7 protein-coding genes and 3 pseudogenes are annotated in these 12,983 nt (G+C 51.9%); 2 read left to right on the top strand and 8 right to left on the bottom strand.

What is annotated here, in order from left to right; translation table 11 throughout:
• Positions 1–8: 8 nt before the first annotated feature.
• Positions 9–1,070, bottom strand: a complete 1,062-nt coding sequence (locus NMD14_06525) for a UDP-N-acetylglucosamine 4,6-dehydratase (protein ID XEI34717.1) — start codon at positions 1,068–1,070, stop codon at positions 9–11.
• On the opposite strand from NMD14_06525, the gene NMD14_06520 reads away from it, so the two are divergent.
• Positions 1,017–1,418 (top strand): hypothetical protein, encoded by a 402-nt coding sequence (locus NMD14_06520; protein ID XEI34814.1) that lies wholly within the window; start codon positions 1,017–1,019, stop codon positions 1,416–1,418. The two genes, NMD14_06525 and NMD14_06520, sit on opposite strands and share 54 nt — an antisense overlap.
• A 3-nt stretch (positions 1,419–1,421) precedes the next feature.
• On the opposite strand, the pseudogene NMD14_06515 reads toward NMD14_06520, so the two are convergent.
• Together NMD14_06515 and NMD14_06510 are read right to left on the bottom strand one after the other, a co-directional pair.
• Positions 1,422–2,357 (bottom strand): annotated as a pseudogene (locus NMD14_06515) (IS30 family transposase).
• A gap of 210 nt (positions 2,358–2,567) precedes the next feature.
• Positions 2,568–3,517, bottom strand: a pseudogene (locus tag NMD14_06510) (IS1595 family transposase).
• Between the two features lie 101 nt (positions 3,518–3,618).
• On the opposite strand from NMD14_06510, the gene NMD14_06505 reads away from it, so the two are divergent.
• The gene (locus NMD14_06505) at positions 3,619–4,572 is read left to right on the top strand and encodes an IS1595 family transposase (GenBank protein ID XEI34054.1); all 954 of its coding nucleotides are present in this window, start codon (positions 3,619–3,621) and stop codon (positions 4,570–4,572) included.
• A gap of 69 nt (positions 4,573–4,641) precedes the next feature.
• Here NMD14_06505 and NMD14_06500 read toward each other — a convergent pair whose 3' ends face one another.
• The 5 genes and pseudogenes from NMD14_06500 to NMD14_06480 all read right to left on the bottom strand — a co-directional run bounded on the left by NMD14_06500 (position 4,642) and on the right by NMD14_06480 (position 12,975).
• The gene (locus NMD14_06500; protein XEI34053.1) at positions 4,642–5,580 is read right to left on the bottom strand and encodes a glycosyltransferase; all 939 of its coding nucleotides are present in this window, start codon (positions 5,578–5,580) and stop codon (positions 4,642–4,644) included.
• Between the two features lie 220 nt (positions 5,581–5,800).
• Positions 5,801–6,553: pseudogene (locus tag NMD14_06495) on the bottom strand (transposase).
• A 67-nt stretch (positions 6,554–6,620) separates the two neighbouring features.
• The gene (locus NMD14_06490; GenBank protein XEI34052.1) at positions 6,621–7,862 is read right to left on the bottom strand and encodes a flippase; all 1,242 of its coding nucleotides are present in this window, start codon (positions 7,860–7,862) and stop codon (positions 6,621–6,623) included.
• Positions 7,863–8,004: 142 nt separating this feature from the next.
• On the bottom strand, positions 8,005–9,186 hold the full coding sequence (locus tag NMD14_06485; GenBank protein ID XEI34051.1) for a GDP-mannose 4,6-dehydratase: 1,182 nt from the start codon (positions 9,184–9,186) through the stop codon (positions 8,005–8,007).
• Between the two features lie 639 nt (positions 9,187–9,825).
• A complete protein-coding gene (locus tag NMD14_06480; GenBank protein XEI34050.1) occupies positions 9,826–12,975 on the bottom strand; it encodes an efflux RND transporter permease subunit in 3,150 nt (1,049 codons plus the stop codon).
• Between the last annotated feature and the right edge of the window lie 8 nt (positions 12,976–12,983).

Below are 12,983 nucleotides of genomic sequence, written 5' to 3'. Positions count from 1 at the left end.
CCGATTCCTTACATCTTGCCGTCGAGATATTTGCCCGTTTCTTTGTGACCAAAATCCGGGATCATGGCGAAGAACAGCTCGACGATCTCTTTCTTGTCCCAGGCTCGTTTTGTTTTCATGGCTGCAATGGTCTGCTCGAAATGGTTCAGCAGATCATTCTGATATGAGGGTTCATTCTTGATGATGCCCAGGTTCTCGAAACGGGCCATATCCAGCATTTCCTTGTCCGTGAAGAACTCTTCGAAGTCTTTTTCACCCGTTGTGTCGCTCTCGGTAAAGAGGCACGGCCACATCCCCTGCTCAGGCAGGCTTGCCATCAGGGCTCTGGCTTCATCCTCGTCCTTGCACAGATACGGCTTGTAACCATGCTGCTCCAGATACTTCACGGCGATTTCGGCGAAAGTAATCAAGTGCAGGGACTCGCTGAGCTTGGGGAAGAAGATATCCCTGTTCTCACCGAAGATGCAGGACATCAGGCACAGTTCCCCGGACTCCTGAGGTGTCACGAAGTAACGTTTGATGTCGTTGGGGGCGACGATGGGCTGACGCTTTTGCAAGCGCTGGTTAAATCCGTGCAGCAGGGAACCATCGGAGAAGGCCACGTTGGCAAAGCGCGCGGTTGAAATGGCAATCTGCTCGCTGCGACGCATCAGGAACATCTCCATGATGCGCTTGGAAGCCCCCATCATGTTGACCGGGTTCGCCGCCTTGTCTGTCGAGACACAGAAGTACTTCTTCACCCCCATGTCGATGGATTGCTGGATGGTTTTGTCCGTGTTGAACACGTTGACATCGATCATGCGCATCAAGGTGAAGGGGTCTTTCTCGCTGCGTACATGCTTGAGGGCAGAAAGATTGAGCACGTAATCATAGGCGCCGTCGGCTTTGATAAAGGCATCATACTCAATGGAACCAATATCCAGGGCGAACGTCTGGAAATCACCATCGATATACCCGAATGAGCTACGGATATCGCGCACCAGCTCGACCATGTTGTTCTCGCTGATATCGACAACATGCAACTTGCGTGGATTTCTCTTGAAGATCTCTTTGGTCACCGCCTGACCAATGGAACCGGCCCCCCCCAGGACAAGGAACCGGGACTGGCTAACGACATCCGACAGCTTTTGTTCATTTTTACCAATATCATCAACGAACAGGTCTTTATTACGACCAATGAGACTCAAAATATTATTCTTCATATAAAAAATACCAATCTCAAGTTCAGTTCACGCAGGACATGCAAATATATCAATGGTAAATTCAGTCAAGGTCTTTTATTTGGGAGATATGCCAAGTTATCGTCTTGGATAATCCTGACTCAAAACTCTCCTTCGGCAACCATTTCAATTCAGTGGCTATTTCAGGGCAAGATTACGAAACGGCGGATTCAACACTGGAGTGCAACGTCCGGTTAAAAATCAGGCTGTATTGAACAATTCGTCAAAAACCACCTGCGGTTGTCTAAACCCCAGGTATTTGCGTGGCCTGAAGTTAAGCCGCTTTTCGAAGCCGGCAAGAGCCTCCATGCTCACCTCGCTCAGATCACTGCCTTTCGTATTGCCGCAGTAGGCCATTGCTGTTCTCGTTCTGCCCCCGCTCCCATGAACAATAGGGGTGGGCAAAATAAACTTGTGCTTCCAGCGCTACCGCAACCTGCTCATATTCGACACACTCTCTGCCATTGTCGGCGGTAATCGTATGGACATGCTCCCGGTAGTGGGTGAGCATGTTGATAATGGCGTCAGCCACCGCGCTGGCCATCTTACTGGGGACGTATCTCACCAGATAGAGTCGGGTTTTACGCTCCAGCAGGCTCACGAGGGCACCGCGGCCTTGTTTGCCCAGCACGGTATCGACCTCCCAGACTGGCTGCGCTCATAAACTATCGCTGGCCGTTCATCAATTGACACCGGATTGAGGATGACGCTGCGCTTGCTGTTGCGGCCCTTGCGATAACGTTTATGGCCCTGACGCAGATATCGGTAGAGCGTGCCGCCGTTGGCATTATCGCGTGCCACATAGCGGTATATCCACTCATGGCTGACTGGGCAGTCGATGAGTTTGCCCACGCCACTTATCTGTTCGGGGGGCCAGTCTGCGACCAACGCCATGGACACGAAGTCGATGGTAGCCGCGGGAAGCGTGCGTTTCTGACTGGTCCGTCGTCGCGTCATAGCCCGCAGGTGAGCCTGTTGCGGCTGGTAGCCCTGCTCATCCCGATTACAACGCAGCTCACGACTGATGGTGGATGGATGAACGCCGAGCCGTTTAGCAATGCAAGCCTGCGTCAGGCCATGGTCATAGAGGCAGGCGATCTGGTATCGTAGCCCCTCGGTCAACTGCTGGTATCTAATGGTGTACCGCTTTGTTTCTTTGGCGAGAAGAAGCGTACCAGAATCAGTGGTTGGCCTCTTCTCTCCAATGCACCATGGACATTGCATTTATTATCTGAATTCATGAATCAGGAATTCATTTAATCTATAACTTTCACTGAAGTTATCTTAGCTACCCCTCTATTAAAGTCGACATTCACCACTAAATAACATTGTAAAAATAAATCCTGATTACCCATGACCCTCAGCCAGCTTCAAGAGTCGATATGGCATCGGAGGGCTGGCCACGACTGCATGCCCCAATTCAACCAACATGCTCTTGAGGTCAAAACGATGATTAAACCGGAAGCAGTATTCAGCAAGATGTCTCGGTAAATGCTTCGCTCCGAGCGTATGGCAACTGCCCCGCAGCGAGTTCTTCACATTCCCTATCATCGTGTTTACCCAGTTGAATGCCGGATGATCCAGCAAATCAAGGTTGCCCCCGGTGACAACACCCAGGTGCTCACAATTGGCCTCTTTGACCGCTTTGAAACAGGCCAATCCATCGGATATCACCGCGCTACCACTGGCAACATGCCGTTTTGCCCAATCCGCAATGGACTTGGTTTTGAAACCATCGACCACCGTCATCCGCATCTTGATTGGATGCCCTTCCTTATTCAGGGCCACTGCTGCCACAAATGGCGTCTTGCCTGCCACGCCCCGACCCCGTTTGCCACCACGGCGCTCGCCACCCCAGTAGACATCATCGAGCTGAATGATGCCGCTGATGGGCTGCTTGTCATCGGACTCTTTCATGGCTTGCAGCAGCTTGTGCTTGAGCATCCAGGCGGTGTCATATTTGACGCCCAACTGGCGCTTTAGCTCCATCGCTGACAAGCCTGTTTTGGTCTGCAATAACAGGTGCATTGCCAGAAACCACTTGGTCAGAGGGAGCTGGTGTTTGCGAAAATAGTGTTCCCAGTCAATGACATCTGGTGACGGCAGTGATTGCATTGCAGCACGCGTGGCCGACTTTTCAGGCGACAACAGGTCTTGTTGGCGCACTCAGGACAGACGAAACCGTGTGGAAAACGCCAAGCGAGCAGCGCGTTTTCGCACTGCGTTTCAGTGCCATAGTCCTTGAAAAACTCAAACAGGCTGTAGCCTTTCTGGAATTGGACTTTGCTTTTGGCCATGATCTCGCACCTCAGTAACTGTACGTAAGAGGCGCTGTTCCAGAGCCGTATTGGTGGCAAGCGTTATACTTATTTCAGGTTATTTGAGTAAGGAGCTTGCCATGGACAGCCAAGCGTTTTCCTCAATGCTGCGTTCTTTTGCCCAGCTCGACCCAATCCAACTAGAACGCGCCCAGGAACAACTTCGTCACCATCTGCAACGTGATCAACTCCATCAGGCATTGGCAAACCAGAGCGAGGCTGTCGCAGCATGCCCCTGTTGCAATTCCTCCCGTGTCATTCATTGGGGACGTGCTCGTGGTCAGCAGCGGTTCCGTTGTAAGGCATGCGGCAAAACATTCAATCAATTGGATGGTTCTGCTTTGGCGGGGCTTCATCACAAGCACAAGTGGGCTGCCTATGCTGACTGCCTCAGTCGTGGGTTGTCGCTGCGAGCCGCAGCCAGAGAGTGCGCCATCAACCTGAAGACCGCATTTCGTTGGCGCCATCGCTTTCTGCGCTACGCACTGACCACTCGAGCCAAGCAATTGGCCGGGATCGTCGAGGCCGATGAGGTATTTGTAGCCGAATCATTTAAGGGACGACGTCATCTGGATCGTCCAGCAAGACGCCGGGGCGCGAAGGGTAAAAAACGTGGGCATATACCCTTGGTCCCGCTCTTAATCGCGCTAGATCGATATGGTCGAGAAAGTGATGCTGTGTTGTTAGATAAAAGCTTGAGTCAAATCGAACCTTCCCTAAAACCACTCCTCACGGCGGGAACAATCCTGTGCACGGATGGCAATCTAAGTTACAGCACGATTGCACAGAACGCGCCGGGCGTGATCCATAAGCGGTTGATCGCCAGCGCTCATCATCGAGTAGAAGATGATGTTTTCCACATCCAGACCCTCAATAACTACGTGAGTCGTTGGCGGGAATGGATGGCCAAATTTCACGGAGTAGGGACAGACTACCTGGAAAACTACCTTGCTTGGTTTCGAGTGGTGAACCAGGAGCCGAATACATCCTGTTCATGGCTGCTTGGCGGAGTCACTCGGCTCACCCACACGTAAAGGGAACCGCGCCATGTAAGATCAGTATAGTTCGTGGTGGCTGCTAATCATGGGTAATCAGGAACAAATTTATCCACGCTTGAAAAAGCGAGCGATGAATTTAACAGTATCTTTAATAGGCTTCATTACACTTGCTTTTGAATAAAGAAAAAATACCGTGTTAGTACTAACATCTAGTGATTCTGAAATTCTTCTAAAAACACTTGGTTTTATTGTTGAGTGAGATATATTTACTAAGATTGGCATCAATACATTCAATGCTTTTCGCTTAAATTTATTATTAAAACTTTCAGATAGCTTTAAAAGCCCAAACACTTTCACAGCATACAGAATATCATCTACATCCGATGCTTTTCCATTATGGGTGATGCCATTACTATTAGCACGGTATAAATATAATACCTTACTACTCGAATAAACTTGCTTTGCTCTGACATACAAAGAAGGCACTAAAATCATATCTTCATAACGTCGACCATTGGAAAATCGTAAATGCTCAAATAACTCGACCTTGTATATTCTTGACCAAGCAAACCACATTCCATTATTTACAATGCGAGCAAGAAAAGCATCATTAACATCAGCGAGTTCATCATGCCCTTGGCTGACGTCAAATTTAATAGTGCGCCAATCTGAAAAAAAGTTGGCATTGAATTCGATTATATCCGGCTTATGCTGCAAATAAATCCGATCAAATTCAGTGAAATAGTCGAGGGAGAGCAGATCATCTGCATCCAAAAATCCAACGTATTCGGTTGTCCCTAGCGCATAATCCAGCCCCGCATTTCTAGCAGAACTCACGCCACCGTTAACTTTATCCAAAATGACAATATTAGGGTGAGACTCGAAAGACTCAATTAACTCTCTGGAGTTATCAGTTGAACCATCATTCACAATAATTAATCGAACTTCATTCTTTTGAGGGTTTGCATTCACAAAGGAATTAATACAATCAACTACGTACTCTTTTACGTTATACAGGGCAACAATAACCGTTAGTTTATACAAAATTTTATCTCTTTATAAAAGTGAAGTAAAATAAATCTTTCTTTACTTTCCAGGGCAAGATTACGAAACCCCGCGCCCCATAAGGGAAGGTGCGAACAAGTGGGTCGTACTTTCATCATGACCCCCTTGTGCCCAAGTTTTAAATGCTCATTACTCCGAAATTTTGACTTTTACCGCCAAAAACGGGCTTTTAAGCACCATTTCGCCTCATTTTCGAGGCTTATTTCGATTTTTGGGCACAGCTATCCCATGTCCGTATCATCTGGTCCACTCGAAACAGGTTCGCCAGCGTAAACAACATTGCCAGTTGGTTGTCGTTTTTGCGTAGCCTCTTGAACCGAGCCTTCACAAAGCCAAACTGGCATTTGATGATCCGAAACGGGTGCTCCACCTTAGCGCGGATGCTGGATTTGAGCCTCTCAACGGCAATGACTGCCTTGTTTTTTCGAGGATGCTTCTTGAGCTCCCTGAGCTTGCCATGGAGCAGATTCCCCACCTGATTGAGGTCGTGCTCGTTGGCGGCCATGGTCTCCAGGCTGTGAGTCAGGCCACTCTTGGCATCGACCAGCGAGCCTTGCTTCATCATGATGCCGGCGTCAGAAAGCCACTGGTTGACGGCTTCAAAGAGCTGGCGGGCCAGTTGATGCTGCTCCAGCAGATGACGGAAGTTCATGATGGTAGTGCGGTCAGGGATGGCCTGGTCAAGGGAGAGTTTGGCAAACAGACGCATAGAGGCAAGCTCGTAGAGAGCATCTTCCATGGCGCCGTCGCTGAGGTTGTACCACTGCTGCATGCAGTGAATGCGGAGCATGATGTCGAGTGGGTAACCAGCCTTGGGATAGACGGGCTCGATAACCCCCAGCATCCTTGATCATGGGAGCAGATCCTCCATGGGGGCCAAGAATATCTCTTTGCGGGTTTTGCAGCGTTTGCCATTGAACTCGCAATCCGCGAAGGTAAGCTGGTGACGCATTCCGAACCCCATTCATGATGCCAAGTGAGGGTCATGATCTCACACCAAGGACTTGTTCGCACTTTCCCTAGCTTTTAAAGCCTTTAAAAAGGCCTTTGCTATATGCCACGTATATTAACGCTACCATTGTAAATGTTTCAACAAAGGTAACCGATATTGCACCACCCATCGCGCCAAATTTTGTAGCCAAGAAGAAACACAACCCTGCATGCAAGATGCAGGTGAAAATAGGTAACAACATATATTCACGACGATAGCCAAAGGGCAGCAACAAGTAATTCGCAATAGCGACTGACATCAATACCGTAAAAAATTGCACTGACATAACTTTCAGCACATCCGCGGCAGCAACAAACTCAGCCCCCAGTAACAAGGCCACCAGTTGTGGAGCAAATATCCACACACCAGCAATAATAGTGAGTGCGAAGCTACATTTGGCAATGATAATTTTACGCAGTAATTGGTACATCGCCACTTTGTCAGTTACGAACAAATTATTAATTCTGGGGTAGATTGCACTACCTATGACTAAGAAGAGCCCAATTAATGCCCCTCTTAATCTATCGGCACTGCCGTACAAACCAATTTCATAACTATTGCTCACTAGATTTAGAATCACGGGCGTACTCATAGTATAAAGACTGATTGCCACCGTTGAAATGAATAAAGGCAATGAGTCTTTTAGCTGTGCCAATATTGCTGCCAAGCTAAGCCTAACCTTGATAATAAATCCAACTCGGTACACCAACACTTGTGATATCGCTGCCGCCAGTAAGGCTACAGCCCCCTGAACTAATATTGCCAAATTTACATCTTCAGCCGTTTTTACTAATAACAAAATTAATGGGATCGCCGAGGCTCTTGAAAGAATATTAGTTAGCGTCAGCGCCGAGATTTTCTCAATCCCCTGAAAAAACCAGATCGGTGTAAATACCGAACCCACGATAGTAAATAAAATAAAAATCACACCATGATAATCAGGATTGTCGATATTGTAAAAGTAAAGCCCTAATACAATCAAGGCACATAAAATGCCAATTAAGCATTTTGCCGATATCGTTGCCCAATATACCTCGCTGATTATTTTTTTATCCCCATTAGCCTGTGCAATTTTTTTGGATGCGCTGAGGTTAAATCCGAAATCAGTTACCAACACAAAATATTGTGACAAAGTTAAAATAAAAGCGTAGACACCAAATTGACTCACACCAAGCACACGAGTCAGATAAGGAAATGTCACTAAAGGGATCAGATAATTAGCTCCTTGCATCAGTAACAAGAGCAGAATATTTTTTCTTAAGAGGGACATGTAAATTTAAGCGCCAATCTGTATTTAAAGTCATAAATGAAATTGGAGTCTGGCCTTTAATTTATAATTAAACTCCAACATCCACATCACAAATACCCATTGCTTAAATACTGGATTTACTAAGCAATAGCCACTTTGGAATTCACCCTTGCTGATAAGCGCCGCTTTGTACATTCGCCACCCAGGCTTGATTATCCAGATACCACTGCACGGTTTTGCGAATGCCTGATTCGAAAGTCTCCTCTGGCTGCCAATCCAGCTCACTGCTTATCTTGCTAGCATCGATGGCGTAACGGCGATCGTGACCGGGGCGGTCGGCCACATAGGTGATTTGATCGCGGTAGCTGCGGGAACCGGGATTCGGGATCCGGGATTCGGGATTCGATTCCCGAGTCCCGAGTCCCGCAGTTCCTGCAAGCGGTACCATCTCATCGAGCAGATCGCAGATGGTGTGTACCACCTCCAGATTCTGCTTCTCGTTGTGGCCGCCGATGTTGTAGGTTTCGCCGACAACGCCTGTCGTCACGACTTTATAGAGCGCACGGGCGTGGTCTTCCACATAGAGCCAGTCACGGATCTGGTCGCCCTTGCCATAGACAGGCAGCGGTTTGCCATCCAGCGCATTGAGGATGACCAGCGGGATCAGCTTCTCGGGGAAGTGATAAGGGCCGTAGTTGTTGGAGCAGTTGGTGACGATGGTCGGCAGGCCGTAAGTACGACGCCAGGCGCGCACCAGATGGTCGCTCGATGCCTTGGAGGCAGAATAGGGGCTGCTGGGGGCGTAGGGGGTAGTCTCTGTGAAGAGCGGTAATTCGGGATTCGGGATTCGGGAGTCGGAATTCAAATCACCAGTCACGAGTCCTGCGTCACGCGCCATGTCACACATAAGCTCATCCGGGTGCGGCAAATCCCCATACACCTCGTCGGTGGAGATATGGTGGAAGCGGAACGCCGCCTTGCGCACCTCATCCAGCCCGTTCCAATAGGCACGAGCCGCTTCCAGCAACATATAGGTGCCAACGATATTGGTCTCGATAAAGTCGGCGGGGCCAGTAATGGAGCGGTCGACATGGCTCTCGGCGGCCAGGTGCATTACGGCATCCGGCTGGTGCAGAGCAAACACCCGATCCAGCTCGGCGCGGTTACAAATATCCACTTGCTCAAACGCATAACGCTCGCTGGTCGATACATCGGCCAAGGATTCCAGATTGCCGGCATAGGTGAGTTTGTCGAGATTGATCACGCAGTCGGTGGTGTTATTGATGATATGACGCACCACGGCTGAGCCGATAAAACCGGCGCCTCCGGTCACGAGTATTTTCATCGATATAACTCTCTTGCGAGGAAGTGAATACGACATGGGATATCGGGGGTATGAAGCGCGGCGTTGCGTTGACTAACGCTAAACATCAGCCTGTCGCACATATCGTTCACATATAACACCAAGGCAGGATCACACAACAACGCCGTTTGAAATTTAAACAAAAATCAGACAAACATCATGGCTACCGCCCCTGGGTTACAGCCCCCAGCTTGCTGCTTTTAACCGGATTTTGCTTGCTGTTGGTCATCATGCCCTCCAGCCCTTTATCTCTTGGTGGTACATCACCCTGTAACCTCCTTCTGCCAGTACAACAAAAGAGGGTCTGTATTTGTCAGAGACAATACCGTTTATCAGCCCGATAAGACGCGGATTCTACCTCTTTTCCGGTAAACCTGCACAGCAAAAAATGCCTTCCTCGATGGCTTTAATTAAGATTCGATAGAGAACCGATTCTGGTTTGTGAATGCTTGGTGATCGAATGAACGCCACGTTTAAATATCGAACAGATCATAGCACGTTGCTGTTTTTTGGACGAAAAAATGGGGCAACCGCTCAGGTTGCCCCATTTGGCGATCAGCGTTAACTGACCCCTTTATCACCTCGTGACCTGTCTCTCAGGGTCACATTGCCCGCTTTTGCTCAGTCATTTTTTGGCTCAACCGCTGCCGCCATGCGCACCTTGTTGCTCTGGTGGCTGGTGAAGTAGCGCATCACCAACACGAAGAACAGCGGCACGAAGAAGATGGCCAGCACGGTGGCGCTGATCATTCCCCCCATCACGCCGGTACCGATGGCGTTACGGCTGCTGGCACCGGCGCCGGAGCTGATGGCCAGCGGCAACACCCCGAGGATAAAGGCGAGCGAGGTCATCAGGATCGGGCGCAGCCGCAGGCGCGCCGCCTCCACCACCGCTTCACCCAAGCCCATCCCCTTGTCATAAAGCTCTTTGGCAAATTCCACGATCAAGATCGCGTTCTTCGCCGACAAGCCGATGGTGGTGAGCAGGCCCACCTGGAAGTAGACGTCGTTCTCCAATCCGCGCAGGGTGGCAGCCACAATGGCCCCCAGTACCCCGAGTGGCACCACCAGCATCACCGAGAACGGAATGCTCCAGCTCTCGTAGAGGGCAGCCAGACAGAGGAACACCACCAGCAAGGAGATGGCGTAGAGCGCAGGAGCCTGTGAACCGGCCTGCCGCTCCTGGAAGGAGAGCCCGGTCCACTCGATGCCCACCCCTTCCGGCAGCTGTTTCACCATCTGTTCGATGGCGGCCATCGCATCACCGGTACTTTTGCCGGGCGCCGCTTCCCCGACGATCTCCATCGCCGGTACGCCGTTGTAACGTTCCAGACGCGGCGAGCCGAAGCTCCACTCAGTGCTGGCAAAGGCGGAGAAGGGCACCATCTGACCGGCACTGTTGCGCACATACCAGAGTTTGAGATCTTCCGGGTTCATCCGGAAGGGGGCATCCGCCTGCAGGTAGACCTTCTTGATCCGGCCACGATCGACGAAGTCATTGACATAGGACGAGCCCCAGGCGGTGGCCAGGGTGTTGTTGATATCCGCGATGGAGAGCCCCTGCGCCAGTGCCTTCTCGTAGTCGATCTTGATATCGAGCTGCGGCGTATCTTCCATCCCGTTCGGGCGCACCCGCACCAGATTGGGATCCTGCGCCGCCATGCCGAGCAGCTGGTTACGCGCCGCCATCAGCTTGTCGTGACCGATGCCGCCGCGATCTTGCAGGAAGAAGTCAAAACCGGTCGCCGTACCCAGCTCCGGGATCGGAGGCAGGTTGAAGGCGAACACTTGCGCCTCCTTGATGCTGAACAGATAGCCCATGGCGCGGCCGATAATGGCGTTGGCGCTGCGATCCGGGCTGTTGCGCTCGCTCCAGTCTTTCAGCTTGATAAAGGCCATACCGCTGTTCTGGCCGCTACCGGCGAAGCTGAAGCCCGCCACGGTCAGTACGGAGTCGACGTTATCCTTCTCGTTTTTCAGGAAGTAGTCGCGCATGTCCGCCAGCACCACCTCGGTGCGCTGCTTGGTCGCCCCCACCGGCAGTTGCACCATGGACATGATGACCCCCTGATCCTCTTCCGGCAGGAAGGAGGTGGGCATCCGCATAAACAGCACCGCCAGTACCGCCAGCATGGCGCCGTAGATCAGGCTGTAGCGCACGCCCTGCTTGATCACCTTGCGCACGCCGCTCTGATAGCGGTTGGTACCCGCATCAAAGACGCGGTTGAACCAGCCAAAGAAGCCGCGCTTGGCACCAAATTCGCCATGTTTCATCGGCTTGAGCAGGGTGGCACAGAGCGCCGGAGTCAGGATCAACGCCACCAGCACCGACAGCACCATGGCCGAGACGATGGTCAGCGAGAACTGGCGATAGATGGCACCGGTCGAGCCGCCGAAGAAGGCCATCGGCACGAACACGGCGGAGAGCACCAGGGCGATCCCCACCAGTGCGCCGGTGATCTGGGTCATCGACTTGCGGGTTGCTTCCAGCGGGGAGAGATCCTCCTCGCTCATCAGGCGCTCCACGTTCTCCACCACCACGATGGCATCATCCACCAACAGGCCGATGGCCAGCACCATACCGAACATGGTGAGAGTGTTGATGGAGAAGCCGAACGCCGCCATGACGCCGAAGGTACCGAGCAGCACCACCGGCACCGCAATGGTCGGGATCAGGGTGGCGCGGAAGTTCTGCAGGAACAGATACATGACGCAGAACACCAGCAAGATCGCCTCGATCAGAGTCTGCACCACCTCCTCGATGGAGATCTGCACAAAAGGCGTGGTGTCGTAGGGGTAGACGATCGCCATGTTGGCCGGGAAGTACTCCGACAGCTCATTGAGCTTGGCACGCACCTTCTCGGCGGTATCCAGCGCGTTGGCGCCGGTAGCCAGCTTGATGGCAACCGCGGCGGTGGATTGACCGTTGTAGCGCGCCTCGGCGTCATAGCTTTCGCCCGCCAGCTCGACCCGGGCCACATCTTTCAGCCGCACCTTGGAGCCATCCTGATTCACCCGCAGCAGGATGTCGTTGAACTGCTCCACGGTCGAGAGGCGGGTCTGCCCCATGATGGTGGCGGTAAACTGTTGATCTTTCACCGACGGGGTGCCACCCAGCTTGCCGAACGCCACCTGGGCGTTCTGCGCCTTGATGGCCGCCTGCACATCCCCCGGGGTCATCTGCACCCGGTTGAGCTTGTTGGGATCGAGCCACACCCGCATCGAGTACTGGCTGCCGAACAGGGTGATATCCCCTACCCCGTCCAGACGGCTCAGGGGCTCCTTGATGTTGGAGACCACATAGTCCGCCAGATCTTCGTTGTTCATCGAGCCATCGCTGGAGATGAGCGCTGCGACCATCAGGAAGCTGCTGGAGGTCTTCTGTACCCGGATCCCCTGCTGCTGCACCTCTTGCGGCAGCAGCGACATCGCCTGCTGCAGCTTGTTCTGTACCTGCACCTGGGCGATATCGGGATCGGTCCCCGGCTGGAAAGTCAGGGTCACCGACACCCGCCCCGCGGAGTCAGACTGGGAGGACATGTAGAGCAGGTGATCCAGCCCGGTCATGTTCTGTTCGATGATCTGGGTCACCGAGTCTTCCACCGTTTTGGCGGATGCGCCCGGATAGCTGGCGGAAATGCCGACAGCGGGCGGCGCAATGCTCGGATACTGGGCGACCGGCAATTTGATGATGGCCAGGCTGCCCGCCAGCATGATCACCAGCGCGATCACCCAGGCAAAAATGGGTCTGTCTATGAAAAATCGAGCCATGAGGCGAC

This window comes from Aeromonas veronii (assembly GCA_041319085.1).
GTDB classification, from domain to species: domain Bacteria; phylum Pseudomonadota; class Gammaproteobacteria; order Enterobacterales; family Aeromonadaceae; genus Aeromonas; species Aeromonas veronii_F.
The sequence above is the reverse complement of the archived record's forward strand: the minus strand, read 5'-3'. Positions and strand labels throughout refer to the sequence as shown.

Excerpts from the sequence above, each read along its gene's own strand:
- NMD14_06480 (XEI34050.1), bottom strand. The coding sequence starts at position 12,975 with ATGGCTCGATTTTTCATAGACAGACCCATTTTTGCCTGGGTGATCGCG.
- NMD14_06490 (XEI34052.1), bottom strand. The coding sequence starts at position 7,862 with ATGTCCCTCTTAAGAAAAAATATTCTGCTCTTGTTACTGATGCAAGGA.
- NMD14_06520 (XEI34814.1), top strand. The coding sequence starts at position 1,017 with ATGCAACTTGCGTGGATTTCTCTTGAAGATCTCTTTGGTCACCGCCTG.
- NMD14_06505 (XEI34054.1), top strand. The coding sequence starts at position 3,619 with ATGGACAGCCAAGCGTTTTCCTCAATGCTGCGTTCTTTTGCCCAGCTC.
- NMD14_06485 (XEI34051.1), bottom strand. The coding sequence starts at position 9,186 with ATGAAAATACTCGTGACCGGAGGCGCCGGTTTTATCGGCTCAGCCGTG.